Genomic DNA, 26,210 nt, shown 5'->3' with positions numbered 1-26,210 from the left:
CCACCACCGAGCCACACGGTTGCGTGCGCCTCACGCCCCCATACGGATCAACGGCGGAGCACTCCCGGATGTATCCCGGGAGCGGGGCCCGGCGACGGCGCCTGTCGCGCGGTTCCCGGCGCGATCGGGTAATCAGGAACGGTGGACAAGGACGCGACCGACCCCTTCGTGCATGTCCGGGGCGCCGGTGAGAACAACCTGCGCAACATCGATGTCGACATTCCACGGGACGCGATGGTCGCCTTCACCGGTGTCTCCGGTTCGGGCAAGTCCTCGCTCGCGTTCGGCACGCTCTACGCGGAGGCCCAGCGGCGCTACTTCGAGTCCGTGGCACCCTACGCCCGAAGGCTGCTGCAACAGGCCGGCGCACCGCACGTGCAGGAGATCACCGGACTGCCACCGGCCGTGGCCCTGCAGCAGCGACGCGGGTCGCCCAGCTCGCGCTCGACGGTCGGCACCCTCACCACGCTGTCCAATCTGCTGCGCATGCTGTACTCCCGCGCCGGCACCTATCCGCCCCGGGCCGCACGGCTGGAAGCCGAGTCGTTCTCCCCCAACACCGCGGCCGGCGCCTGCCCGGAGTGCCACGGACTGGGCGTCGTGCACGACGTCGCCGAGGACCTGCTCGTCCCGGACCCCTCGCTGACCATCCGCGAGGGGGCGATCGCCGCCTGGCCGGGCGCCTGGCAGGGCGCCAACCTGCGCAGTGTCGTGAGCGGCCTGGGGATCGACATCGACCGACCGTGGCGCAGGCTCAGGAAGAAGGACCGGGACTGGCTGCTGTACACGGACGAGCAGCCCTCCGTGTACATCGAGCCGGAGGAGGACCGCGTCGACTACGGCTACCAGGGCAAGTTCTGGAGTGCCCGCAAGCACGTCATGCACGTCCTCGCCGACTCCAAGAGCGAGAAGATGCGCGAACGGGCGCTCCGGTTCGTCAGGAGTGTGCCCTGCCCCGCCTGTCACGGCAGCGGACTGCGGCCCGAGGCGCTCGCCGTGACCTTCGCCGGACGTTCCATCGCCGAGATCAACGCGATGCCGCTCACCGAGGTCGTGGCCTTGCTGCGGCCCGTCGCGGGGCGGTCCGAGGCCGACGCCACCACGTCGACCGCCCGATCCGGGGAGACGACCGAGGTCGCGGTCCGGATCTGCGGCGACCTGGTCGCGCGGGTCGACGTACTGCTCGACCTGGGCCTCGGATATCTCAGCCTCGGGCGCCGCTCGACGACCCTGTCGCCCGGCGAGGCGCAGCGCCTGCGGATCGCCACCCAGCTGCGCTCGGGGCTGTTCGGCGTCGTCTACGTCCTCGACGAGCCCTCCGCGGGCCTGCACCCGGCTGACGCGGAACCGCTGCTGGAGGTGCTGGACCGCCTCAAGGCGGCGGGCAACTCGCTGTTCGTCGTGGAGCACGACATGGACGTCGTACGCCGGGCGGACTGGGTGGTCGACATCGGCCCCGGTGCGGGCGAGGGCGGCGGACGCGTGCTGTACAGCGGCCCGGTCGCCGGTCTTGCGCGGGTCGGGGAGTCGGCCACGAGCCGGTACCTGTTCGGGCGCGCGCAGCCGCTCGATCACCGCCCGCGCACACCGCACGGGTGGCTGCACCTGAGCGGCGTCTCCCGCCACAATCTGCGCGACGTGTCCGTCGACGTACCGCTGTGCGTACTGACGGCGGTGACGGGCGTGTCCGGTTCCGGAAAGTCGACGCTGGTGACACAGGTGCTCGCCGAGGTCGTCCGCGGCCACCTCGGACTCGTATCCGAGGAACCCGACGAGGCGCAGCTGGAGGTCGACGTCCAGGACACGTCGGGGGTCGAGTCGTTCGACCGGCTGGTCCGGGTCGACCAACGGCCCATCGGCCGAACTCCCCGGTCCAACCTGGCCACGTACACCGGGATGTTCGACGCGGTGCGCAAGCTGTACGCGGCGACGGACGGAGCCAGGGCGCGCGGCTACTCGGCCGGGCGGTTCTCCTTCAACGTGCCCGAGGGGCGGTGCGAGACCTGCCAGGGCGAAGGATTCGTCGCGGTGGAACTGCTGTTCCTGCCCGGCACCTACGCGCCCTGCCCGACCTGCGAAGGCGCCCGGTACAACGCCGAAACGCTGCAAATCACCCACCGCGGCAAGAACATCGCGGAAGTACTGGCGCTGTCCGTCGACGCCGCCGCCAAGTTCCTGTCCGCCGTTCCGGCCGCCTCCCGCAGTCTGGAGACGTTGCGCGAGGTGGGACTGGGGTACCTGCGGCTGGGCCAACCGGCGACGGAACTCAGCGGCGGTGAGGCGCAACGCATCAAACTGGCCACCGAACTGCAGCGAGCCCGCCGCGGGCACGCGCTCTACCTGCTCGACGAGCCGACGGCGGGGCTGCACCCCTCGGACATCGCGCTACTGCTGCGACAACTGCACCGGCTCGTCGACGCCGGCAACACGGTCGTCCTCGTCGAGCACGACCTGGACACGATCGCCACCGCCGACTGGGTCATCGACCTCGGTCCGGGCGGCGGCGACGCGGGCGGGCGGGTGGTCGTGGCGGGTCCGCCGGCCAAGGTGGCGAGGGCCCGCCGCAGCGCCACCGCGCCCTATCTCGCGGCCCGGCTCGCGCGCTCCTGACGACAGGATCGCGATCGCGGATCCCCGGGCACCTGCGGCGCGACCCGGTGGCCGGTACCCCGGACCACGCCGACGACCTGCGCGCGCGGACGGTGCGGAACCGGTGGTGTGCGATCTGGAGCACGCCTCGATGGAGGAAGTGGCCGGCCACCTTGGCGGCGCCGACGCGGCAGAGCGCGCCGGGATGCGCCGCTTCCTGGTGATCTCCGCGATGGGCGTGGACAGCCCGCCGCCGCCCGGCACCGACCCGGTGTTCGCCACCTACCTGAAGGCCAAGGGCGAGGCGGACGCCGACATCGCCTCCCGTCCGGGACCGGACTGGACTCGTGGCTGCGGTGCTCGCCGCCCTGCTCCACGAGCCCAGGACCGCCGGGCGCATCCTCGCGCTGATCAGCGGGTCCACCCCGGTCGAGGAGGCGGTGCGCGCCGCGGCCCTCGCCCGGGTGCGGGTGATGACTCACCCCGGGCGCTCCCAAAGGCGCTGCTACGCCTTCGGGTACGTCGAGACGACGGTTGGAGAATGGGCACGTCGAGGAGGCCCGGGAGGTGGGAAGGGGACTCACGGGTTTTCTTGGGGAAGTTCGCCGCAGTCCTCGCAGACACCGGGGCGCAAGGACACCTCGAAAGTAGTTGTGAGCGAAGGTGCCGGGGCCGTCGTAGTCGCGTTGCGCGGCTCTCTGGCAGTCACGGCCGATCCGGCACCGGTCGCAGCAGTCGCGGCAGGTGTTGGAAAGGGCGATCGCACGGTGAAGCCGCAGTAAGCCGCAGGTGTTCCACCACGGCCTCAGAGGGGAGGATGGACGTGAGCCACGAAGGAGGCCCGTCATGAAATCCGGAGCCCCTGACTACGACGCCTGGTACTCGCGCACACCCTCGCAGGCCGAGGGCGAGCGGGACGAGACGGACGAACGAACCGCAACGGAACAGCACCCGGATGTCCCCCGGAGCGAGCCATCCCAGGCGGAGGGCGAGCGGGGCGACGACGGCTAGCTCCGGCCCGCCTGCCGTCCCAGCAGTCCGTGCAGGTGCGCGGCGGCGTTCTCGATGTCCGCGTATTTCTGCTGTCCGGCGCGTACCTCGACAGAGAGCACACCGCAGCGGCACCAGGTGGCCCGCGTCGGGTTCCTACCGGTGCACACGGAGAGGCCTGCGTCTGGCGAGAGAAACGATCCACGCATCTCGGGTGAGCCGACCCCTGAAGCGGGTACGCGACATGCCGCTCGGTTCTCTGAAGGCTTCGAGGGACGGAGCGATGCCATGGCCGGTAGTCGGGTGCACCGCCTCTACCACCGCTACTCCCCCCGAAAGGGCGGCCTTCCGTGGGGCAGCGCCGGGCGGCACCCCATGGCCGCGCGCGGAGGGCCCCGCGCGCCCGCTCGCGCCCCGACCGCCCATGCCCTCCACGAACTGATCGCGCTCTCCCGCGCCCAGTTCGACGCTCCGGACGAAGGCGAGATCCTGCGTCTGGCCATGGATCACATAGTCGCCGCGGGGCCGTACAGCGCCGAAGCCGGATACCTCAAGGTGGGCGGCGACCTGGTCCCCAGCCCGTGGAACGGGCGAACGCACGCCTTGGCCGTGGGCCGGAGGGTGCGGGAGCTGGCCGGGCAGGACGGCAACGTGACCGTACCCGGCAGACCCTGGGGCCGGGCCCTGGGGCTGCGCGGACTTGAGGGACTGCACGGCTACCTCGTGGTGACGTCCCGCTCCCGGCCCACCGAGGCCGAGCGATCTCTGCTCGCCACGCTCGTCCGGCACACCGCTGCTGCACTGTCAGTCGCTTTCGCACATCGCCACCGACGCGAGGACGCGCTGGAGCTGAACCGACTGAGGGAGGAACGCACAGCCCTCCAGCGGCAGCTGATCTCTGTGGTGGCTGAGCTGGGCTACGAGCGAGCCGTTCACGCGTTCATGGCCGGCGTCGCCGCCTCGGGTGGCGGCGAGGAAGCCGTCACCCGCGCACTACACGTGCTCACTGGACTTCCCGCACTGGTCGAGGACCGCTTCGGCCGGCTGAGGTCCTGGACCGGCCCCAGCCGACCCGTCCCCTATCCCGAACCGGACCCCGTGCGCCGGGACGAAATGCTGCACGCCGTAGCCCGTCAGGCCGGGCCGGTGCGGATAAGGGACCGGCTGATCACCCTGATCCGCCCGCACGGCGAGATCCTGGGCGTGCTGGCCCTCGTCGACGCCCGGGACGAGGCTGACGAGCACACCGTGCTCGCGCTGGAACACGCTGCCGCGTCACTCGCCCCGGAGCTGACGCACCTGCGCGATCTGGCCGAAGTGGAGCTGAGGCTGCACCGCGAGCTGGTGGACGACCTCCTGGCAGGGACGGACGAGGCGAGCGCCTACGCCCGGTCCGCGGCAGTCGGATACGACCTGCACCGCAGCCACTACGTCGTCGTGGTGCAGTGGTCGAACCGGACCGCCGACGATTCCTTCGCACAGACCGTGGGGCGGGCGGCCACTGCCGTGGGCATGCGCTCGCTGCTGACCCGACGCTCCGACCACGTCGTCCTGGTCGCCGACGACAGGCCGCACGCCCACGCGCTGTACGAGGCGCTCGCCCGGGAGACCGGAACACGGTCCGGGACGATCGGGGTGAGCGCCCCTTCCGATTCCCTGAACGACATCCCCCACCACTACCAGGAGGCGCAGCGCGCCCTGGACGTGCGCCGCCACTCCCGCGACCGCTACGGCACGACGTTCTTCGACGAGCTCGGCCTCTACCGCATCCTGGGACCCGGCAACGATTACCGGGAACTGGAGACGTTCGTACAGGAGTGGCTCGGGCAGCTCATCGACTACGACTCCCGGCACCACGCGACCTTGGTGGAGACCCTGTCCCGGTACTTCGACTGCGGCGGCAACTACGACGAGACCGCAGAATCCCTCGCCATCCACCGCAGCACGCTGCGCTATCGGCTCCAGCGCATCCGCGACATCAGCGGCAACGACCTCGCGAACGTCGAGGACCGGCTGAACCTCCAGGTGGCGACCCGAGTGTGGAAGATCGTGCTGGGCGGGCCCGGCTGACGCCTCGCTGGAACTCCTACAGGAGTGGTGGGAGTGGTGGGCACCTCGGGTTTCCACGCCCGGACCCGCTCACAGGTGCTGTGGTGCACGTCGAATGCGCAAAGTCACCGCCCGAGTTCGGCTACGTCGGCGCTCCCATGGTGTGGCTCTTCGCCTGTGTGCGATACGACGAGCTCAACCTGGCCGGCGAGGCACTCCGTGCGCGGGCGTGGCCCGGGTCGGTGTGGCAGGCTTGCAGGGGTCCGCGCCGTTCGTCGCACCACAGCAGCGAAGGAGGACGACGCATGGATGAGCAGGCATTCGTCCGTATCGTCGCCGAGCGCACCGGACTGAGCCGGCAGGAGGCGGCGGACCTGACCTGGGCCACGCTCGAAACGCTGGCCCACAGGCTGAGCCCGGGGGAGGCCAGGGACCTGATCACCGAGCTCCCCGAGGGCCTCGCGGAGGCGGTGCGCCGGGGAACCACGGACCGCATCGAGCGCTTCGGCCACTACGACAGCGTGCGGCGCGTCGCCGAACGCACCATGCTCAAGGAGGAGGAAGCCGACCGGGGTGTGCGGACCGTACTGGCCGTGCTCCGGGAAGCGATCAGCGAGAAGGAGTTCAACGACCTGATGTCGCAGCTCGGAACGGACTTCTCCCAGGCCCTCGAATCCGCCGGGTGACCCCGGGGCCTTCGGCACGGCGCCAGCGTCGTCGAGCAGCGCCCGCAGAGCCGAGCTGGGCCGCACCCCCGGCCCTGCACGTCCTGGACGTCCACGACACCGCCCTGCACGTCCTGGACGTCCACGACACCATTGCTCCGCATGGAGCACGCACCTCGGTACGTCGTAGACCCGGGGGGCAACGGCGAACGCGGGCAGGAAGGCGCCGGCACCCGGTGCGGGCGCGCGTGATGCGGATCCGCGGCAGACGGGAGGCCCGGGATGGCTGTGGAATCGGCCAGAACGATCGCGCTCCCCTCCGGTGAGGAGATCGCGGCGCTCGGGCAGGGCACCTGGTACCTGGGCGAGGACCCGGCCCGGCGTGAGCAGGAGATCGCCGCGCTGCGGTTGGGCGTGGATCTCGGCATGACCGTCGTCGACACGGCGGAGATGTACGGCGATGGCGCAGCCGAGGAGCTCGTCGGGGAGGCCCTCCGGGGGCGCCGGGAGGAGGTCTTCCTCGTCAGCAAGGTGCTGCCCGGTCACGCCGACCGGAAGGGCACCGTCGCCGCCTGCGAGGGCAGTCTGCGGCGGCTCCGTACGGAACGGCTGGACCTCTACCTGCTGCACTGGAGGGCACGGTGGCCGCTTGAGGAGACCCTTGCGGGATTCACCGACCTGATGGAGGCGGGGAAGATCCGTTACTGGGGCGTGAGCAATCTGGACGTCATCGACATGGCCGAGCTGACCACCCTCCCCGGTGGCGACGCCGTGGCCGTCGACCAGGTGCTGTACAACCTGTTTCGGCGCGGCATCGAGTGGGATCTTCTCCCCTGGTGCCGCGAGGCCGGGGTGACGGTCATGGCCTACTCCCCGATCGAGCAGGGGCGGCTCCTGAAGGTCGGGGCACTGGGTGCCGTGGCCCGGGCCCTCGGAGCAACGCCGACCCAGGTGGCACTCGCCTGGGTGCTGGAACAGGGGGTGGCCGGGATCCCGCGTTCCGGATCACCCGACCACGTCCGGCAGAACCGCGGCGCGGTGGACCTCCACCTTCCCACCGAGGCGCTCGACGCCCTCGACGAGGCGTTCCCGCCACCCACCGGGCCCACGTCCCTGGAGATGCTCTGAAGGAGTTGACACGGCCGGTTCCGTCTCCTCGATGACGGCGCCGACCTCGTCGGTCACGGCTCCTCGTCTGCTCACCCGATCGATGAACTCGTCGAGTCCGAGAGACCAGCGGTTCCTTCAGCGGCTTGGGCAGTTCGGACGCGAGGTCCTCCGTCTTGCTGCAACCCCGCGCAGCGATGCCCGCGCATTTAGGTGCTCTGCCAGGGCAGGAGCGGGTGTTCTTTTTCGGCCTGGGGTGCGGAGGCGCTCAGCAGGCGGGCTCTGCGAATCTCGACCGGTAACAGCCGATGGCGGCGCCGGCTGGAGCGAACGACGCCGTCCGGTTCCCGGTAAGGAGGCGAGAGGCATGACCGTGATGGCTGTGTCGAAGTTCGAGAGGTTCTTCCGCGCCGTCGCAGGCCTCGACGTGGACAAGAACGACCTTAAGCGGTACGGAGACTTCGTCGACGCCAAGCTCTACGACCTCCTGGTCGTCGGCCAGGCCTCGGCCAAGGCCAACGGCCGGGATACCGTCGAACCAGGGGACCTGCCGATCACCAAGGGCCTCCAGGAAAGCATCCACCGGTTCCGGCGGCTCGACGAGGAGGTCGATCTGAAGCCGAACCTGGAACAGCTCGCCGCGCACCCTCCGCTTGACAGGACACCCACCCAGGAGACCGAAGAGCGCTACCCCGAGATCATCGGCGGTCTCAGCGTCGCCCTCGCCGAGACGTTCAACATCATGTACCCCGATGTCAAGAACCCGCAGACCAGCCACTGGGACGGCGTGACCGCGGTGTTCGACCGGCTGCTGTAGCAGTCGCGCCGACCGCGGCTTAAGTCCCTGGTCCGAGAAAGGGATCGCGACGGGCCCTGCCGGGTGTTCCTGCCGCTCGCGTCGTACAACCAGCGACTCGTGAAGGGAGCCATACCATGACACAGGAACTGAAGGGGATGCGGGTGGCGATTCTGGCCACCGACGGCGTCGAGCGCGTGGAACTCGACCAGCCGCGCGGTGCGTTGCAGGGCGCAGGGGCGGCAACCGAGATCGTCTCGCCCCATCCCGGTGAGATCCAGGCCCGCCAGTTCGACCTCAACCCGGCGGGAACCTTCCCCGTGGACCGCCTCGTCGCCGACGCCTCCGTCGACGACTACCACGCCCTGCTCCTGCCCGGCGGCACCATGAACCCCGACCAGCTGCGCATGGACCGCGACGCGGTGCAGTTCGTCAGGGACTTCATGGCCAGCGGGAAACCGGTCGCATCGATCTGCCACGGCCCGTGGACACTGGCGGAAGCCGACGCCGTGCGAGGCCGCCGCCTGACGTCCTGGCCGAGCATCCGCACCGATCTGCGCAACGCCGGCGCGGAGGTCGTCGCCGACCAGGAGGTGGTCGTCGACGGGCAACTGGTCACCAGCCGCGGCCCGTCCGACCTGCCTGCCTTCTGCGCCGCCGTCGTGGAGCAGTTCGCCCGGGCGCAGCATCCCATGCCCGGCTGAACCAACGGCCAGGGCGCCGCGGAGAGAGCAGGCGGTGCACGGTGGCCGTGGGCTCGCTCTCCACCCCACGGGCTGGTCGTCCGCGGCGGTCGCCGCCGTACGGACCCCCGGTCCGTTGCGTGGCGCGGCTGCGTCGAACGTCGCCATGTCCAGGGGACAGGGGTCGCCGCGGTGCGCCGTCGAAGGGGCTGTGCCGCTGCTCGTCCGCGGGCATTGTGATACCCCGGGTGCCGCCCGCCTCCTGAGTGTCGAAGCGGGGGGGTCCTTGCGTCGGACGGCCGACCATGGAATCAATCCGATTTCCTCTGGGCCTCGAAGAAGTACCTCCGCGGGCCGCGAACCGAATCGCCGTCCCGCCTCCTGTCCTCGCAGATCGACCGTTGGCGCCACTTTTCGACCCGCTGGGCGCAGGCGGGGTGACCGGGCGAACAGCCACTCTGGGGCCTGTCGGGACCGCTCGGCGGTCCGTCGGCGGAAGGAGTGGTCATGACCGAGCAGGCCCGCAGGGCCGTTGCCTCGTACTCGACGTACCAGGAAGCCGAACGTGCCGTCGATCACCTCGCTGACCAGGGATTTCCCGTTCAGAAGGTGGCGATCATCGGTCGGGACATGCGTCTGGTCGAACAGGTGATCGGTCGAATGGGGTACGGCGAGGCCGCCCTCCACGGCGCAGCCACCGCAGCGCTGCCCGGCGCACTCGTCGGCTGGATCTTCGGGCTGCTGAACTGGCTGAATCCGGTCGTCTCCGGTCTGCTCCTCGCGCTGTACGGGCTGATCTTCGGAGCGATCGTCGGTGCGCTGTTCGGCGTGCTGTTGCACGCGGCCCAGGGTGGCCGCCGGGACTTCGCCTCGGTCCGCTCGATGGAGCCCGGCCGGTACGACGTCGTGGTGGACGAGGGCGTCGCCGACGAGGCCGTCCGGCTGGTCGCCGGGCTGGACGGCGGGGCCGGCGCGAACACGGAGAGCGCCTCCTCCAGGGGCGATCGCCCGCGCAGCGGCTCCGCCCCCAGCTGAACGAGTTTCGAAGCCGGGCGGACAGGGCCCGGAGGATGAACGGTCGCCGAACGGACGTCGACCGCCGCGGAAGGAGTTCCCCATGGCCAAGGCAGTGGGCATCGACCTGGGCACCACCAACTCGGTGATCGCCGTGTGGGAAGGCGGCGAGCCGTCCGTCGTGCCCAACAGCGAGGGCAACCGCACGACACCGTCCGTCGTGGCCTTCACCGACACCGGCGAGCGCCTGGTGGGCCAGCTGGCCCGCCGCCAGGCGATCCTCAATCCCAAGGGCACCATCTACTCGGCCAAGCGGTTCATCGGCCGGCACTTCGACGAGATCCCCGACGAGGCCAAGGCCGTCGCCTACGACGTCGTCCCGGGAGACAACGGCGAGGCCCGCTTCAAGGTGCGTGACAAGCTGTACGCGCCTGAGGAGATCAGTGCCCTGGTGCTGCGCAAACTCGCCGACGACGCCTCCAAGCAACTGGGGGAACGGGTCACGGAGGCGGTCATCACGGTGCCCGCCTACTTCAACGACGCCCAGCGCACCGCGACCCGTGACGCAGGACGGATCGCGGGACTGGATGTGCTGCGGATCATCAACGAGCCGACGGCGGCCGCCCTCGCGTACGGCATGGACAAGAAGCAGCACGAGACCGTCCTCGTCTTCGACCTGGGCGGCGGCACCTTCGACGTGAGCATCCTCGATGTCGGCGACGGCGTGGTCGAGGTGCGTTCCACGGCGGGTGACAGCCATCTGGGCGGCGACGACTTCGACCGGCGTCTGGTCGACTACCTCGCGGACGACTTCCAGAAGGAGAACGGCATCGACCTGCGCAAGGACCCGCAGGCGCTGCAACGCCTGTTCGAGGCGGCGGAGAAGGCCAAGACCGAGCTCAGCTCCGTCACCCAGACCCAGATCAGCCTGCCGTTCATCACCGCCGACGCCTCCGGGCCCAAGCATCTCACCGACTCGATCATGCGGTCCACGTTCGAGCAGATCACCGGCGACCTGGTGGAGCGCTGCCTCGGCCCGGTCCAGCAGGCCATGGCCGACGCCAAGGTCGGCGAGAGCGACATCGACGAGGTCATCCTCGTCGGCGGTTCCACCCGCATCCCCGCCGTCCAGGCGCTGGTGCGCCGGCTGACCGGCGGCAAGGAACCCAACATGAGCGTGAACCCCGATGAGGTCGTGGCCCTGGGCGCCGCGATCCAGGCCGGGGTGCTCAAGGGCGAGGTCAAGGACGTCCTGCTGCTCGACGTCACCCCCCTGTCGCTGGGCGTGGAGACGCGCGGCGGAGTGATGACGAAGATCATCGAGCGGAACACCACCATCCCGGTGCGCCGCAGCGAGACCTTCTCCACCGCCGAGGACAACCAGCCGGCCGTCGACATCGTCGTCCTCCAGGGCGAGCGCGAGCGGGCCGCCGACAACCGGGTCCTCGGCCGGTTCCAGCTCACCGACATCCGGCCGGCGCCGCGGGGCGAACCGCAGATCGAGGTCACCTTCGACATCGACGCCAACGGCATCCTCAACGTCAGCGCGCGCGACAAGGACACCGGCAAGGAACAGGGCATCACCATCAGCGAGAGCTCCAACCTGGACCGGAGCGAGGTCGAGCGCATGGTCCAGGAAGCCGAAAGCAACCGGGGCCAGGACCAGGCACTCCGCGAGGCCGTCGACGCCCGCAACGAACTCGACGCGATCGCCTACCAGGTCGAAAAGCGCCTGAACGAACTGGCCGACGCCGCGCCCGCGCACGAGAAGGCCCGCGCCGAGATGCTGGTGGCAGAGGCCCGCGACGCGGTCAAGAACGAGGCCGGAGTGGACAAGACCAGGCCGTTGGTCTCCGAACTCCAGCAGGTCTACGCCGGGCTCGCCGCCCACCAGGCCGAAGCCGCGGCGGCGAGTGGTCCGTCGGACACCACCGGGCCGGACGGCTCCGGGCGGGGCGGTGCCGGCGCCGACGAAGACGTGATCGACGCCGAGTTCGACAAGGGCTGAGGTACCCGCCATGCCGATCCCTCCCCAGGACCGATCGTCCGACCGACCGCCCGAAGGCGCCGCACAACCGCCGCAGGGCCACCTGCCCGAGCCCGCGCCGCCGGCCACGGAGGCCGAACCGGGGCCCGACGCGGCCACCGGTCCGGCCGGGGCCGAGGACGAGTACGCGACTGCGCTGAAAGAGGTCGAGGACCGCTGGCGGCGTGCTCTCGCCGATCTGGACAACCTGCGCAAGCGACACGCCAGGGAACTGGACCGGGAGCGCGCGGTCGAACGCGCCCGCACGGCGGCGGCCTTCCTTCCCGTCGTCGACAACCTCGAACTGGCCCTCGGCCATGCGGGCTCCGACCCCGGGGCGATCGTCGAGGGGGTTCGCGCCGTGCGCGACCAGGCCGTGTCCATCCTCGAACGCCTGGGTTACGAGCGTCACGCCGAGACCGGCGTCCCGTTCGACCCCTCCCGGCACGAGGTCGTCGGCGTGGTCCAGGACCCCGACGCCGAACCGAACACCGTGGCGCAGGTGCTGCGCCCCGGCTACGGCGAGGCCGAGCGGCAGCTGAGGCCGGCCGCCGTGACCGTCGCCAAGCGGGAGTGAGCGGCCATGGCGCGCGACTTCTACGAGGTTCTCGGGGTCCCGCGAGACGCCGACAAGGACGAGATCCAGCGGGCGTATCGCAAGCTGGCCCGCAAGTACCACCCGGACGTCAACAAGGACCCCGCGGCGGAGGAGCGGTTCAAGGAGATCAACGAGGCCTTCAGTGTCCTGTCCGACCCCGACCAGCGGGCCCGTTACGACCGCTTCGGCGAGGACTTCCGAAAGGTTCCCGAGGACTGGGAGGAGCGGGTCGGCGCCGGCGCGGGACCCGGTGGCGGCTTCCGCTGGTCCACCGGAGGCGGCCCTCGGGTCCGGTATGCCACCAGCGGCTTCGGCGCGGAGGGCGTTGACGTCGAGGACCTGTTCGGCTCGTTCTTCGGGGGCGCCGGGCGGGTGCGGGTCCCCGGAGCCGACCAGGAGGCCGAACTGCCGCTCACCGTCGAGGAGGCCTACCGGGGAGGCCGTCGCACCGTCACACTCGCCGGTCCCGTGGGGCAGCCGCGGCAGTACGAGGTCGACGTGCCACCGGGTGTCACCGACGGGCAGCGTATCCGGCTGGCGGGCGAGGGCGGCCGGGGCAACGGTGACGCCCCCGCGGGGGACCTGTACCTGCGAGTGCGGATCCAGCCGCACCCCCGGTTCCGCCTCGACGGCAGGGACGTGTACGTGGAGCTTCCGGTCACACCATGGGAGGCCGCGCTGGGCGCGACAGTTCCGGTGCCCACGCCGAGCGGGGCGACGGCGAAGGTGAGCGTGCCCGCGGGCTCGTCCAGCGGCCGGCGGCTGCGGCTGCGCGGTGAGGGCATGCCGAACCCGCGCGGCACGAACGGCAACCTCTACGCCGAGCTCCGGATCATGGTGCCGCCCAGGCTCCGCGACCGGGAGCGCGCACTCTTCGAGGAACTCGCCGCCGTCTCCTCGTACGACCCCAGGAGGACACGATGAGTGACCCACGCGCCGGGGCGCGCCAGGCGTCTCGGCCGACAGCTCCCGCGCCGGCACACGTCCGGTACGCGATCGTGCCGGTGCCCAGGCTCTCCCTGCAGACCGTGGCCCGCCGCTCCGGCGTCCATCCCGACCTCATCCGCCGGTTCGTCGCCCTCGGCCTGGTCGAGGCCGAGCGCGACGCCTCCGGAGGGCTGGTGTTCGAACCCACTGCACCGGCAGTCCTCGCCCGCGTCCAGCGGCTGCGCACCGGACTCTGCCTCAACTACGCATCCATCGGCCTGGTGCTCGACCTGCTGGACCGCATCAGCATGCTCGAAGCCGCCCTGCGCCGCGCCGGTACGAGGAGTGAAACACCCCCATGGACATGAACCGTCTCACCCAGAAGTCCCAGGAAGCCCTCCAGGAGGCCCAGAGCGCGGCCGTCGGCATGGGGCAGACCGAGGTCGACGGGGAACACCTGCTGCTCGCGCTCCTCGATCAGGAGGACGGTCTGATCCCACGGTTGCTGCGACAGGCCGGCACCGAGCCGAAGGAGCTGCGCGCGGCCGTGCGTGAGGAACTCTCCCGCCGCCCGAAGGTCACCGGTCCGGGCGCGGCACCCGGCCAGGTCTTCGTCACTCAGCGCCTGTCCCGCCTGCTCGATGCCGCCGAGCGGGAGGCCAAACGCCTCAAGGACGAGTACGTGTCCGTGGAGCACCTCCTGCTCGCCCTGGCCGAGGAGGGCTCGGCGACCGCCGCCGGACGCCTGCTCAAGCAGCACGGCGTCACCCGGGACTCGTTCCTGAGCGCGCTCACCCAGGTCCGCGGCAACCAGCGCGTCACCTCCGCCAACCCCGAAGTGGCCTATGAGGCTCTGGAGAAGTACGGCCGCGACCTCGTCCTAGAGGCCCGATCCGGGCGGCTGGACCCGGTCATCGGCCGTGATGCGGAGATCCGCCGCGTCACCCAGATCCTCAGCCGCAAGACCAAGAACAACCCCGTCCTCATCGGCGATCCCGGCGTCGGCAAGACCGCCATCGTCGAGGGCCTGGCCCAGCGCATCGTCCGCGGCGACGTCCCCGAGGGCCTGCGCGACAAGACGGTGTTCGCTCTCGACATGGGCTCCCTGGTCGCCGGTGCCAAGTACCGCGGCGAGTTCGAGGAACGCCTCAAGGCCGTCCTGTCCGAGGTGAAGGCCGCCCAGGGACGCATCCTGCTCTTCGTCGACGAACTCCACACCGTCGTCGGCGCGGGCGCCGCCGAAGGGGCCATGGACGCGGGCAACATGCTCAAGCCGATGCTCGCCCGCGGCGAACTCCACATGATCGGCGCCACCACCCTCGACGAGTACCGCCAGCACATCGAGAAGGACGCCGCCCTCGAACGCCGCTTCCAGCAGGTGCTGGTCGACGAGCCGAGCGTGGAGGACACCATCTCCATCCTGCGCGGACTGCGCGAACGCCTGGAGGTCTTCCACGGAGTGAAGATCCAGGACACCGCGCTGGTCTCCGCGGCCACCCTCAGCCACCGCTACATCACCGACCGGTTCCTGCCCGACAAGGCCATCGACCTCGTCGACGAGGCGTGCGCCCGGCTGCGTACCGAGATCGACTCGATGCCCGCCGAACTCGACGAGATCACCCGCCGCGTCACCCGCCTGGAGATCGAGGAGGCGGCCCTGTCCAAGGAGACCGACGCCGCCAGCAGAACCCGCCTGGAGGAACTGCGCAAGGAACTGGCCGACCTGCGCGGCGAGGCCGACGCCAAACGCGCCCAGTGGGAGGCCGAACGGCAGGCCATCCGCCGGGTGCAGGAACTACGCCAGGAACTGGAGCAGGTCCGCCACGAGGCGGAGGAGGCCGAACGCGCCTACGACCTCAACCGCGCGGCCGAACTCCGCTACGGCCGCCTCCAGGACCTGGAGCGCCGGCTGAAGGCCGAGGAGGAGCAACTGGCCGTCAAACAAGGGCAGAACCGGCTGCTGCGCGAGGTCGTCACCGAGGAGGAGATCGCCGAGATCGTCGCCGCCTGGACCGGCATCCCCGTCGCCCGTCTCCAGGAGGGCGAACGCGAGAAGCTGCTGCGCCTCGACGAGATCCTGCGCGAGCGCGTCATCGGACAGGACGAGGCCGTCAAACTCGTCGCCGACGCCATCATCCGCGCCCGCTCCGGCATCCGCGACCCGCGCCGCCCCATCGGCTCGTTCATCTTCCTCGGCCCCACCGGCGTCGGGAAGACCGAGCTGGCCAAGACCCTCGCGGCGGCCCTGTTCGACTCCGAGGAGAACATGATCCGCCTCGACATGAGTGAGTACCAGGAGCGGCACACCGTCAGCCGGCTCATGGGCGCACCGCCCGGGTACATCGGCTACGAGGAAGGCGGCCAGCTCACCGAGGCCGTACGCCGCAAGCCGTACTCGGTCGTGCTGTTCGACGAGATCGAGAAGGCGCACACCGATGTCTTCAACACGCTGCTCCAGGTCCTCGACGACGGCCGCATCACCGACTCCCAGGGCCGAACCGTCGACTTCCGCAACACCGTGATCATCATGACGTCGAACATCGGCTCCGAGTACCTTCTCGACGGCGCCACCGCCGAGGGCGAGATCAAGCCGGACGCCCGCGCCCTGGTGATGGGCGAACTGCGCGGGCACTTCCGCCCGGAGTTCCTCAACCGCGTCGACGACATCGTGCTGTTCAAACCGCTCGGCGAGCGGCAGATCGAGCGGATCGTGGAGCTCCAGTTCGACGAGCTGCGCCGCCGGCTCGCCGAACGCCGCATCACTGTCGAACTCACCGAAGCGGCCCGTGAGTTGATCGCCCACCAGGGCTACGACCCGGTGTACGGGGCCCGGCCGCTGCGCCGCTACATCTCCCACGAGGTCGAGACGTTGGTCGGGCGCGCCCTGCTGCGCGGTGACGTCCAGGACGGCGCGACGGTCCGCGTCGACGCCGAACACGGAGAGCTGGTGGTCACCTACGACCAGCCCGAGGACGTGAAGGGAGCGCGGGCGGCATGAGCACGATGCAGGCGACGACCGTCAGGTGCCCCGACTGCGGGCGCGCCAACCGGGTTCCCGTGGCCGCGGAGGGCCGCCCCAGGTGCGGCCACTGCAAGCAGCCCCTGCCGTGGATGGTGGACGCGGGCGACGACGACTTCACCGAGGTCGCCGAGAGGGCCGACGTCCCCGTCGTGGTCGACCTGTGGGCCACCTGGTGCGGCCCCTGCCGCATGGTCAGCCCCGCGCTGGAGAAGGTCGCCACCGATCTCGCCGGCCGGATCAAACTCGTCAAGGTCGACGTCGACAAGAACCCGCGACTGTCGCGGCGTTTCGAGGTCCAGGCCGTACCGACACTGCTGATCCTCGACCAGGGCGAGACGGTCGCCCGGCAGGCGGGGGCGGCGCCCGCCCCCGCTCTGCGCCAGTGGGTGGAACAGTCGATCACCGCCCGGAAAGGGTGATACCGATGACCCTGCACGCAGACCCCCACCTCGCGCTCGTCCGGCCGGTCCGGCCCCTGACCCCGGAAGGGTGTCAGGAGTGTCTGCTGCTCGGCTCCCCGTGGGTCCACCTGAGGCTCTGCCTGACCTGCGGACACGTCGGCTGCTGCGACTCCTCGCCGAACAAGCACGCGCGCCGGCACGCGGCCGCCGACGCCCATCCGATCGTGCAATCGTTCCAGCCCGGCGAGGAATGGCGCTGGTGCTACGTTCACGAGGCGTTCGTCTGATGTCCGGCGACCAGTCGCTGCCGGGCGAAGAACCGGCGCCGGAGAAGGCGGACGAGGCCGCCTTCTGGGAGACCCCGGACATCTACGGCGCGTACCCGCGCCTCACGGAGGACCAGACAGCGCGTCTGGCGCAGCACGGGCAACGCCGGACCATGGCTCCGGACGACGTGCTGATCCGGGAGGGGGAGCGCTGCGAGACGTTCTTCGTCGTCCTCAGCGGTACCGTCGCCGTCGTCGAGGACTACGGCACTCCCGAGGAGCACGTGCTGCGCGTGCACGGCCCCGGTCGCTTCATCGGCGAACTCGGCCTGCTGTACGGACAAGTGGCCTTCTACACCGCTGTCGCCAGGGAGCCGGGCGAGGTCCTCGTCGTCTCCTTGGACCAGTTGCGCCACCTGGTGTCCCAGGACTCCACCATCGGGGACACCGTGCTGCGCGCCTGTCTGTGCCGTCGCGCCCTGCTCGTCGGACAGGGCGCCGGCTTCCGCATCATCGGCTCGCGCTACTCGCCCGACACCAGACGGCTGCGCGAGTTCGCCGTCCGCAACCGGCTGCCGCACCGCTGGATCGATCTGGAGACCGACAAGGAGGCCGAGGAACTGCTGTGCCGCTTCGGTGTCGGCCCGGCGGAGACACCACTCGTCATCTGGCGGGACACCACCTTGTTGCGCAACCCCAGCAACGCGGAACTGGCCCGGCTCATCGGCCTGCCGTCACTGCCCGCCGGAAACCGTCACGGCGACGTCCTCATCGTAGGCTCCGGACCCGCCGGCCTCGCTGCCGCGGTGTACGCCGCCTCCGAGGGCCTGAGCACCACGGTGGTGGAGGCGATGGCCACCGGCGGCCAGGCCGGCACGTCGTCCCGCATCGAGAATCTGCTCGGCTTCCCGTCCGGCGTCTCCGGCGCCGAACTCACCGAACGCGCCGTGCTCCAGGCCGACAAGTTCGGCGCCAGGATCAGCCTTCCGCTGGAGGCGACCGGTCTCCATCCCAAGGACGACGACCACTACGTCGTGACGTTCGCCGACGGCAGCGAGATCGCCGCCCGCGCCGTCGTCCTGGCCATGGGCGCCCGCTACCGCCGGCTCCAGGTACCCGGCATCGAACGCCTGGAGGGTACGAGCGTGCACTACTCGGCGACCGTCTACGAGGCCCAGCAGTGCCGCACCGACCCGGTGGCCGTCGTCGGCGGAGGCAACTCGGCGGGCCAGGCGGTGCTGTTCCTCGCCGGGTACGCGCCGAAGGTGCACCTGCTGGTCCGAGGAGCCGGCCTTGAGGCCCACATGTCCCGCTACCTGGTCGACCAGGTCGAGCGCCATCCGCGGGTGGAGGTCATGCTGCACACCGAGGTCACCGAGGTCATCGGCGAGGAAGTGCTGGAGGAGCTCGACGTGGTCGACAACCGCACGGGCGGGCACCGCCGGCTCGCGGTACGGAGCCTGTTCGTCTTCACCGGCGCCGACCCCCACACCGAGTGGCTCGCCGGCATCGCCCTCGACTCCCGCGGCTTCGTCCTCACCGGGCCGGAGGCCCAGGAAGCCTGCGCCTCCCCCGAGGTGTGGCACGGCCGCGGGCGCTCGTGCATGGCCCTGGAGGCCAGCCTGCCCGGGGTCTTCGCGGTCGGGGACGTCCGCAGCGGCTCGGTCAAGCGGGTGGCCTCCGCGGCCGGTGAGGGCGCGATGGCCATCCACTTCGTGCACCGGCACCTGGGGCACTCGGCCGTACCCGGCACCACGGGCACGTCAGCGGTCGCGGGCCACTCGGACGCCTCCCCACGCATACGTCACAAGGAGTCCGCATGGCTCGCATGACGAACGGCGCCCGTCATGGCGGCCCGGTCGCGAGCACCACGGAGTTCGTCGTCGACGTCTTCGACGCTCCCGTTCCGGCGCGGGACTCGGGCGAATAGGCTGCGCTGAGGAAGCTCGGTGCGATGCTCCGCGCACCGGCACACGCGCGGGTCGACAACGGCAGGGGGTGACGTCCGATGGCTGTGGGCACACATGCGGGCCCGGGTGACCCCGGGCTGTTCACCCCCGCCTCCGTGACCTGGCAGATGCACGGCGACCCCATGATGTGGGTCGCCGGCGTCCGCGCGCTGTACCTCCAGGCGCTGCATCCGCGCGCGGTCCGGGGTGTCATGCAGAACTCCGACTTCCGGCGGGACGCCTGGGGGCGGCTGATGCGGACCGCGCACTTCGTCGGGACCACGACCTACGGCACGAGCGAGGCCGCCGAGCGGGCCGGGGCGCGGGTACGGAAGATCCACAGCATGCTCACCGCGACCGACCCGGACACCGGCGAGCGGTACGGCGTCGACGAGCCGGAGCTGCTGCTGTGGGTGCACTGCGCCGAGATCGACTCCTATCTGCACGTCCTGCGCCGCTCCGGCTTCCCGCTCACCGACGCCCAGGCCGACCGGTACATCGCCGAACACCGCGTCAGCGCCCGCCTGGTGGGGCTCGACCCGCACACCGTGCCGGCGAGCCGGGCGGAGCTGGCCGCGTACTTCGAGGCGGTCCGGCCGGAGCTGGCCGCCGGACCCGAGGCACACGACGTGGACGACTTCCTGCTCCGGCCGCCGGCCCACCCCCTCCTCGTCCCGGCGCGCGCCCTGCTGTGGCGGCGGGTGGCCTTGCTGGCGTACGCGGCCCTGCCGCCGTACGCCCATGAGCTGTACGGCAGACCCGCCCCCGCGCCCGCCGTCGTCACCCGCCGGCTGCGCGTCACCGCAGCCGTGCTGCGCCGGATCCCCGCGCGGCTGCGCTGGCAGCTCCCGCCGAAGCACATCCTGCGCGCCATGGCGCGACTGGGCCCGCAGGCGCGTCCGGCACCGCACAAGGTGAGGGCCTGATCCGGCCCCGGCCCGCCTCTGGCCGTCGTGGATCACCGCGTGCTACGAAGAACCATGTCCGCGAACGAGGGATCCCGCGCGTACGACGCCGTCATCGTCGGCGCAGGCCACAACGGCCTGGTCGCCGCCGCCTACCTGGCCCGGGCCGGCCGCTCGGTGCTGGTGCTGGAACGCCTGGACCACACCGGCGGCGCCGCCGTCTCCACCCGCCCGTTCGCCGGGGTGGACGCCCGTCTGTCGCGCTACTCCTACCTGGTCAGTCTGCTGCCGGACAAGATCGTGCGCGACCTCGGACTGGACTTCCGCGTCCGCTCCCGCACCATCTCGTCCTACACCCCGGCGGAGCGCGCGGGCCGGCCCACCGGCCTCCTCGTCGGCGGCGGCGAGCAGCGCACCCGGGAGGCGTTCGCCCGGCTGACCGGCGGCGACCGCGAGTACGAGGCCTGGCGGCGCTTCTACGGCATGACCGGCCACGTCGCAAAGCGCGTCTTCCCGACGCTCACCGAACCGCTGCCCACCCGCGACGAACTGCGCCGCCGCATCGACGACGAGACCGCCTGGCGCGCCCTGTTCGAGGAGCCGGTCGGCGCCGCCATCGAGCGGACCTTCACCGACGACCTGGTCCGGGGCGTCGTCCTCACCGACGCGCTCATCGGCACCTTCGCCGACGCCCACGACCCCACCCTCGTCCAGAACCGCTGCTTCCTCTACCACGTCATCGGCGGCGGGACCGGTGCCTGGGACGTGCCGGTCGGCGGCATGGGCGCGCTGACCGACGCGCTGGCCGCCGCGGCGCGCGCGGCGGGCGCGCGGATCGCCACCGGGCACGAGGCGATCCGGATCGACACGGACGGCACGACCGCCGAGGTCGTCTACCGCACCGCCGCCGGCGAGGGCACCGCCGCCGCCCGGCACGTCCTGGTGAACGCCTCCCCGCACGAACTGGCCGTCCTCACCGGCGGTCCGACGCCCGAACCCGTCGAAGGGGCCCAGCTCAAGGTGAACATGCTGCTCACCCGGCTGCCCCGGCTGCGCGACCCCGAGGCCGACCCGCGCGAGGCGTTCGCCGGCACCTTCCACATCGCCGAGGGCTACCGGCAACTGGCCACCGCCCACGCCCAGGCCGCCGCCGGCGAACTCCCCGCCGCCCCGCCCTCGGAGATCTACTGCCACTCCCTGACCGATCCCACCATCCTCGGCGCCGACCTGGCCGAACGCGGCTACCAGACCCTCACCCTCTTCGGCCTGCACGCCCCGGCCCGGCTCTTCGACCGGGACAACGACGCCGTACGCGAGGAACTGCTGAAGTCCACCCTCGCCCAGCTCGACGCCCACCTCGCCGAGCCCCTCGTGGACTGCCTGGCCACCGACGCCGACGGCCGCCTCTGCATCGAGGCGAAGACCCCGCTCGACCTCGAACGGGACCTGCGGCTGCCCGGCGGCAACATCTTCCACCGGGCCCTGTCCTGGCCGTACGCCGAGGAGGACAGCGGCCGTTGGGGTGTCGAGACGCGGCACCCCAACGTCCTGCTGTGCGGGGCGGGCGCGGTACGCGGGGGCGGGGTCAGCGGGGTGCCGGGGCACAACGCGGCGATGGCGGTGCTGGAGCGGCACTGACCACGGGGTCCCGGCTCAGTCGGCCGAGCCCTGCCAGCCCACCGCCGCGATCCGTGCCGCGTCCGCCGGGCGCGCCCCGTCGAACAGCACCGTCCCGCCCGCGTCGACGCGCAGCGCGTCGACGTACGCGCCGCGGCCGACGTACAGCGCGTCCGTGGTGTACCGCCAGCGCAGAACCAGCCGGGGGTCGGCCGGCAGGGCGGCGGTCAGCCGGTGCCAGACGCGGCCCGACCAGCCGGTGACCGTGCCCGCCGGGTGGTCCTCGGGGTCCTCGCCATGGCGGGCGGTGGTGAAGGGAACCGGGTGCCAGGTGGTCCCGCCGTCCGTGGTGGACTCCAGGGCCACCAGGTCGGACCGGGGTTCGGTGTCCCACCACAGGGCGCAGCGCAGCCGGGCCGCGCCCGAGGAGGTGTCCAGCGCCGGCAGGGTGAGCGTGGCGGCCGTGGCGTTCGCCATGCCCGAGAACCAGGCCGTACGGCTGCTCGCCGGACGGACCGGCACCGCGCGGGCGAGGTGGTTCCCGGCGGCGACCCGGGGAGCGGAACCGGACCGCCAGCTGCGCACCGGGTGCACGGAGTTGCCGAGGACGACCAGGAACGAGTCGGTCGTGGGGTCGAGCACGAGCGAGGTGCCGGTGAAGCCGGTGTGGCCGGCCGTGTGCGGGGTGGCCATCGCGCCCATGTACCAGTGCTGGTACAGCTCGAAGCCGAGGCCGTGCTCGTCGCCGGGGAAGGCCGTGTTGAAGTCGGTGAACATCAGGTCCACCGACTCGGGCCGCAGGATGCGGGTCCGGCCGTAGCTGCCGCCGCCGAGCAGCGTACGGCCGAGGACCGCGAGGTCCCACGCGCTCGCGAACACGCCCGCGTGACCGGCCACCCCGCCCAGGCTGTACGCGTTCTCGTCGTGCACCTCGCCCCACACCATCCCGCGGTCCAGCCCGGACCAGGGCCGGCGCGCGTCCTCGGTGGCCGCGATCCGCGGCTTCCAGGAGGCGGGCGGGTTGTAGCGGGTGCTGTCCAGGCCGAGCGGGCCGGTGATCTCGTCACGCAGCAGGACGTCCAGCGTGCGGCCGGTGATCTTCTCCAGGACGAGCTGGAGGGAGATCAGGTTCAGGTCCGAGTAGAGGTAGGCGGTGCCCGGCGGGTTCAGGGGCGCCTCGTCCCAGATGAGCTGGAGCTTCCCTTCGTACGTCGGCGCGTCGTACAGCGGGAGCCACGCGCGGAAGCCCGAGGTGTGGGTGAGGAGTTGACGGATCGTCACCGACTGCTTGCCCGCGCGTCCGAACTCCGGGAGGTACGAGGCGACCGTCCCCTCCAGGGCCAGCGTGCCCCGCTCGATCTGCTGCACGGCGAGGAGGGAGGTGAACAGCTTGGAGACGGAGGCCAGGTCGAACACGGTGTCCCGGGTCATCGGGAGCTGCTGTTCGGGCGGCAGTTCGACGCCGGTGTCGGTCTTCTCGTCGTACCGGGCGTAGCGCACCGCCATGCCGATCGGCTCGTGCAGCGCCACGGTGCCGCCGCGCCCGGCGAGCAGTACGGCGCCCGCGTACCAGGGGTGCCGGGGGGAGGGCGCGAGGAACGCCTCGGCGTCCGTGACGAGTTGCCGCAGGTGCGCGGGGAGCAGCCCGGCGCGTTCCGGTGAGCCGTGGCGCAGGGTGGGGTGGCGGCCGGAGGCGGGTGCCGCGGCGGCCGGGCCCGCCGGGAGCGCGGCGAGGGCGAGTGCGCCGCCCGCCGCCAGGGTGCCCGCGACGAGCCGGCGGCGGGTGGGTCCGCTCGCTCGTCCGCCTGCCACGTGGTCCGTCATGCTGCGGCCTCCCGCGTGAAAGAATCTTTCGGTGCCTGCCTTGCACCGTGAAACTTTCCTGTCAGGAAGGGGATGTGTCAACGGGGCGCGTGAGCTCCGAGAGACCTGACGATGTATCAGAAGTGGGCTTCCGTCGTCCGGCCGGCTGCGGCATCCTGCGCCCATGCAGACGGAGCTGAGCGGGAAACCGGGAATCGAGCACGCCGTCTTCGGCTTCACGCCGTTCCCCGCCGTCGTCGCGGCCATCAGCCGGGCCGGCGGCTTCGGCGTGCTCGGGGCGGTCCGCTACACCGCCCCGACGACCTCGAACGCGACCTCGACTGGCTCGACGCCCACGCCGGGGGCCGGCCCTACGGACTGGACGTGGTCATGCCCGCGAACAAGGCCGAGGGCGTCACGGAGGCCGACGTCGAGGCGATGATCCCCGAGGAACACCGGCGGTTCGTCCGGGACACCCTCGCCGCGCACGGCGTCCCGGAACCGGCCGAGGGCGAGGCGTCCGGGTGGCGTATCACCGGCTGGATGGAACAGGTGGCCCGCACCCAGCTCGACGTGGCCCTCGACTACCCGATCAGACTGCTGGCCAACGCCCTCGGCTCTCCGCCCGCCGACGTCGTCGAGCGGGCCCACGACCGCGACATCCTGGTCGCCGCGCTCGCCGGCAGCGCCCGGCACGCCCGCAAGCACCGGGAAGCCGGTATCGACGTCGTGGTGGCCCAGGGCTATGAGGCCGGTGGCCACACCGGGGAGATCGCCACCATGGTGCTCACGTCCGAGGCCGTGGAGGCCGTCGACCCGCTCTCGTCCTGGCGGCGGGCGGCATCGGCAGCGGACCACAGGTGGCCGCCGCGCTCACCTTCGGCGCCCAAGGTGTATGGCTGGGCTCCATATGGCTGACCACGGCAGAAGCCGACCTCCACTCGCCCGCCCTGACCCGCAAACTGCTCGCCGCCGGGTCCGGGGACACCGTCCCCTCCCGCGCCCTGACCGGGAAACCCGCACGCCGGCTGCGCACCGAGTGGACAAGCGGCGGCTGCGGGACCCCTACTGGGAGGGCCGCACACGCCCCGTGTGAGACCGGTGTGGTCCCGCCCCATGGGGGACGGGACCACAGACAGGCTCGCGGCTCAGTGTTCGCGCCGGATCGCACCCGATCCGCACGTTCCGCCTCCCAACATCGCGGAGGAAATCAACGGTTGGCGTGCCGCCCGGTACGCGTCCGGGCCGCCCGGGTGCTTGACCCGCCCCGGCGCCGGACCCAGGATCGTGAGCCATGACGCAGGGACAGGGCAGCACGGTGGACGGGGTGCTGCGGCGCAGCGCCCGGCGCACCCCCGCACGGGTCGCGGTCGAGTACGCCGACCGTGCCTGGACGTACGAGGAACTCGACGAGGCCGTCTCCCGCGCGGCGGGCGTCCTGCTCGGCCAGGGCCTCGCCCCCGGCGACCGGGTCGGCTCCTACGGCCACAACTCGGACGCGTACCTGATCGGCTTCCTGGCCTGCGCCCGCGCCGGTCTCGTACACGTGCCGGTCAACCACAACCTCACCGGCGGCGACCTCGCCTACCTCGTCCGCCAGTCCGGCAGCTCCCTGGTGCTCACCGATCCCGGCATCGCCGGCCGGCTCCCCGACGGCGTCCGCACGCTGCCCCTGCGCGACACCGGCGATTCACTCCTGGCACGCCTGGCGACCACACCCCCGTACGACGGCCCCGAGCCACGCACCGAGGACCTGGTGCAGCTCCTCTACACGTCCGGGACCACCGCCCTGCCCAAGGGCGCGATGATGACGCACCGCGCCCTGGTCCACGAGTACCTGAGCGCGATCACCGCCCTCGACCTCGGCGCCGGCGACCGCCCCGCGCACTCCCTGCCGCTGTACCACTCCGCGCAACTGCACGTCTTCCTGCTGCCCTACCTCGCGGTCGGCGCCACCAACCTGATCCTCGACGCGCCCGACGGGGACCGGCTGTTCGACCTGATCGAAGCGGGCCGCGTGGACAGCCTGTTCGCCCCGCCGACGGTCTGGATCGGCCTTGCGGGCCGCCCGGACTTCGCGACCCGGGACCTGTCCGGGCTGCGCAAGGCCTACTACGGCGCGTCGGTCATGCCGGTGCCGGTCCTGGAACGCCTGCGCGAGCGGCTGCCGGAGCTCGGCTTCTACAACTGCTTCGGCCAGAGCGAGATCGGCCCGCTGGCCACCGTCCTCGCGCCCGACGAACACCAGGGCCGGATGGACTCCTGCGGCCGGCCCGTCCTGTTCGTCGACGCCCGCGTGGTCGACGAGGACGGCAAGGACGTCCCCACCGGCACGCCCGGCGAAATCGTCTACCGGTCACCGCAATTGTGCGAGGGTTACTGGGACAAGCCCGAGGAGACCGCCGAGGCCTTCCGCGACGGCTGGTTCCACTCCGGGGACCTCGCCGTGCGGGACGCCGACGGGTACTTCACCATCGTGGACCGGGTGAAGGACGTCATCAACTCCGGTGGCGTCCTGGTGGCTTCGCGCCAGGTCGAGGACGCCCTGTACACCCACGAGGCGGTCGCCGAGGCCGCCGTGGTCGGCCTGCCGGACGAGCGGTGGATCGAGGCCGTCACGGCGGTCGTCGTCCCGCGCGGCGAGGTGACGGAGGAGGAGCTGATCGCGCACGTGAAGGCGAGGCTCGCGCCGTTCAAGGCGCCCAAACGGGTGCTGTTCACGGGGGAGTTGCCGCGCAACGCGAGCGGCAAGATCCTCAAGCGCGAGCTGCGCGACCGCTTCGGCGGCCAACCGGGGGCGTAG

At 71.4% G+C, this 26,210-nt stretch carries 21 protein-coding genes and 1 pseudogene; 21 read left to right on the top strand and 1 reads right to left on the bottom strand.

The annotated features are described in order from the left end of the window. Positions 1 to 141 precede the first annotated feature (141 nt). From uvrA to AQJ11_RS23845, 19 genes are all read left to right on the top strand, one after another. The gene (gene uvrA / locus AQJ11_RS23925) at positions 142 to 2,610 is read left to right on the top strand and encodes an excinuclease ABC subunit UvrA (protein ID WP_059264322.1); all 2,469 of its coding nucleotides are present in this window, start codon (positions 142 to 144) and stop codon (positions 2,608 to 2,610) included. A 130-nt stretch (positions 2,611 to 2,740) separates the two neighbouring features. Continuing rightward, the gene (locus AQJ11_RS52725) at positions 2,741 to 3,439 is read left to right on the top strand and encodes an NAD(P)H-binding protein (protein ID WP_425265013.1); all 699 of its coding nucleotides are present in this window, start codon (positions 2,741 to 2,743) and stop codon (positions 3,437 to 3,439) included. Further along, the gene (locus AQJ11_RS49905; protein WP_167360874.1) at positions 3,436 to 3,600 is read left to right on the top strand and encodes a hypothetical protein; all 165 of its coding nucleotides are present in this window, start codon (positions 3,436 to 3,438) and stop codon (positions 3,598 to 3,600) included. The genes AQJ11_RS52725 and AQJ11_RS49905 overlap by 4 nt, the downstream gene beginning before the upstream one ends. Positions 3,601 to 3,867: 267 nt before the next feature. Beyond that, positions 3,868 to 5,649: a PucR family transcriptional regulator gene (locus AQJ11_RS23920; RefSeq protein ID WP_208616598.1), complete on the top strand. Its 1,782-nt coding sequence runs from the start codon at positions 3,868 to 3,870 to the stop codon at positions 5,647 to 5,649. A 284-nt stretch (positions 5,650 to 5,933) separates the two neighbouring features. Next, complete coding sequence (locus AQJ11_RS23915) at positions 5,934 to 6,314, top strand: DUF2267 domain-containing protein (RefSeq protein ID WP_059264321.1); 381 nt, start codon at positions 5,934 to 5,936, stop codon at positions 6,312 to 6,314. Between the two features lie 261 nt (positions 6,315 to 6,575). Next, positions 6,576 to 7,421 (top strand): aldo/keto reductase, encoded by an 846-nt coding sequence (locus AQJ11_RS23910; RefSeq protein WP_208616597.1) that lies wholly within the window; start codon positions 6,576 to 6,578, stop codon positions 7,419 to 7,421. Between the two features lie 346 nt (positions 7,422 to 7,767). Further along, the gene (locus AQJ11_RS23905; RefSeq protein WP_059264320.1) at positions 7,768 to 8,217 is read left to right on the top strand and encodes a DUF1931 family protein; all 450 of its coding nucleotides are present in this window, start codon (positions 7,768 to 7,770) and stop codon (positions 8,215 to 8,217) included. Positions 8,218 to 8,333: 116 nt separating this feature from the next. Then, positions 8,334 to 8,900, top strand: a complete 567-nt coding sequence (locus AQJ11_RS23900) for a type 1 glutamine amidotransferase domain-containing protein (protein WP_014670845.1) — start codon at positions 8,334 to 8,336, stop codon at positions 8,898 to 8,900. A gap of 486 nt (positions 8,901 to 9,386) precedes the next feature. Next, positions 9,387 to 9,914 carry a YflT domain-containing protein gene (locus AQJ11_RS23895; RefSeq protein WP_244218329.1) on the top strand — a complete coding sequence of 176 codons (528 nt, stop codon included), beginning with the start codon at positions 9,387 to 9,389 and terminating at the stop codon, positions 9,912 to 9,914. 82 nt (positions 9,915 to 9,996) lie between these two features. After that, the gene (gene dnaK / locus AQJ11_RS23890; RefSeq protein ID WP_059264319.1) at positions 9,997 to 11,901 is read left to right on the top strand and encodes a molecular chaperone DnaK; all 1,905 of its coding nucleotides are present in this window, start codon (positions 9,997 to 9,999) and stop codon (positions 11,899 to 11,901) included. 10 nt (positions 11,902 to 11,911) lie between these two features. After that, positions 11,912 to 12,496: a nucleotide exchange factor GrpE gene (locus AQJ11_RS23885; protein WP_059264318.1), complete on the top strand. Its 585-nt coding sequence runs from the start codon at positions 11,912 to 11,914 to the stop codon at positions 12,494 to 12,496. 6 nt (positions 12,497 to 12,502) lie between these two features. Next, positions 12,503 to 13,441 carry a DnaJ C-terminal domain-containing protein gene (locus tag AQJ11_RS23880; RefSeq protein WP_059264317.1) on the top strand — a complete coding sequence of 313 codons (939 nt, stop codon included), beginning with the start codon at positions 12,503 to 12,505 and terminating at the stop codon, positions 13,439 to 13,441. Continuing rightward, a complete protein-coding gene (locus tag AQJ11_RS23875) occupies positions 13,438 to 13,812 on the top strand; it encodes a chaperone modulator CbpM (RefSeq protein ID WP_244218328.1) in 375 nt (124 codons plus the stop codon). Before AQJ11_RS23880 ends, AQJ11_RS23875 begins: the two co-directional genes overlap by 4 nt. After that, entirely contained in the window at positions 13,803 to 16,442 is a 2,640-nt protein-coding gene (clpB, locus tag AQJ11_RS23870) for an ATP-dependent chaperone ClpB (protein WP_059264316.1), read from the top strand. Before AQJ11_RS23875 ends, clpB begins: the two co-directional genes overlap by 10 nt. Then, entirely contained in the window at positions 16,439 to 16,885 is a 447-nt protein-coding gene (gene trxA / locus AQJ11_RS23865; protein WP_041664971.1) for a thioredoxin, read from the top strand. The genes clpB and trxA overlap by 4 nt, the downstream gene beginning before the upstream one ends. Positions 16,886 to 16,890: 5 nt before the next feature. Beyond that, positions 16,891 to 17,154: a UBP-type zinc finger domain-containing protein gene (locus AQJ11_RS23860; protein ID WP_059264315.1), complete on the top strand. Its 264-nt coding sequence runs from the start codon at positions 16,891 to 16,893 to the stop codon at positions 17,152 to 17,154. Next, positions 17,154 to 18,965, top strand: coding sequence for an FAD-dependent oxidoreductase (locus AQJ11_RS23855; protein ID WP_059264314.1), 1,812 nt, complete (start codon positions 17,154 to 17,156; stop codon positions 18,963 to 18,965). Before AQJ11_RS23860 ends, AQJ11_RS23855 begins: the two co-directional genes overlap by 1 nt. A gap of 176 nt (positions 18,966 to 19,141) precedes the next feature. Then, a complete protein-coding gene (locus tag AQJ11_RS23850) occupies positions 19,142 to 20,008 on the top strand; it encodes an oxygenase MpaB family protein (RefSeq protein WP_041664969.1) in 867 nt (288 codons plus the stop codon). Between the two features lie 54 nt (positions 20,009 to 20,062). Then, positions 20,063 to 21,625, top strand: coding sequence for a phytoene desaturase family protein (locus tag AQJ11_RS23845; RefSeq protein ID WP_059264313.1), 1,563 nt, complete (start codon positions 20,063 to 20,065; stop codon positions 21,623 to 21,625). A 15-nt stretch (positions 21,626 to 21,640) separates the two neighbouring features. On the opposite strand, the gene AQJ11_RS23840 is transcribed toward AQJ11_RS23845, so the two are convergent. Beyond that, complete coding sequence (locus AQJ11_RS23840; RefSeq protein WP_059264312.1) at positions 21,641 to 23,428, bottom strand: serine hydrolase domain-containing protein; 1,788 nt, start codon at positions 23,426 to 23,428, stop codon at positions 21,641 to 21,643. A 163-nt stretch (positions 23,429 to 23,591) separates the two neighbouring features. Between AQJ11_RS23840 and AQJ11_RS23835 the strand changes: the two are divergent. Together AQJ11_RS23835 and AQJ11_RS23830 are read left to right on the top strand one after the other, a co-directional pair. Further along, positions 23,592 to 24,453: pseudogene (locus AQJ11_RS23835) on the top strand (nitronate monooxygenase); the annotation flags it as partial. Between the two features lie 248 nt (positions 24,454 to 24,701). After that, a complete protein-coding gene (locus AQJ11_RS23830; RefSeq protein WP_059264311.1) occupies positions 24,702 to 26,210 on the top strand; it encodes an acyl-CoA synthetase in 1,509 nt (502 codons plus the stop codon).

This window comes from Streptomyces corchorusii, assembly GCF_001514055.1.
GTDB lineage: Bacteria > Actinomycetota > Actinomycetes > Streptomycetales > Streptomycetaceae > Streptomyces > Streptomyces olivaceoviridis.
The sequence above is the reverse complement of the archived record's forward strand: the minus strand, read 5'-3'. Positions and strand labels throughout refer to the sequence as shown.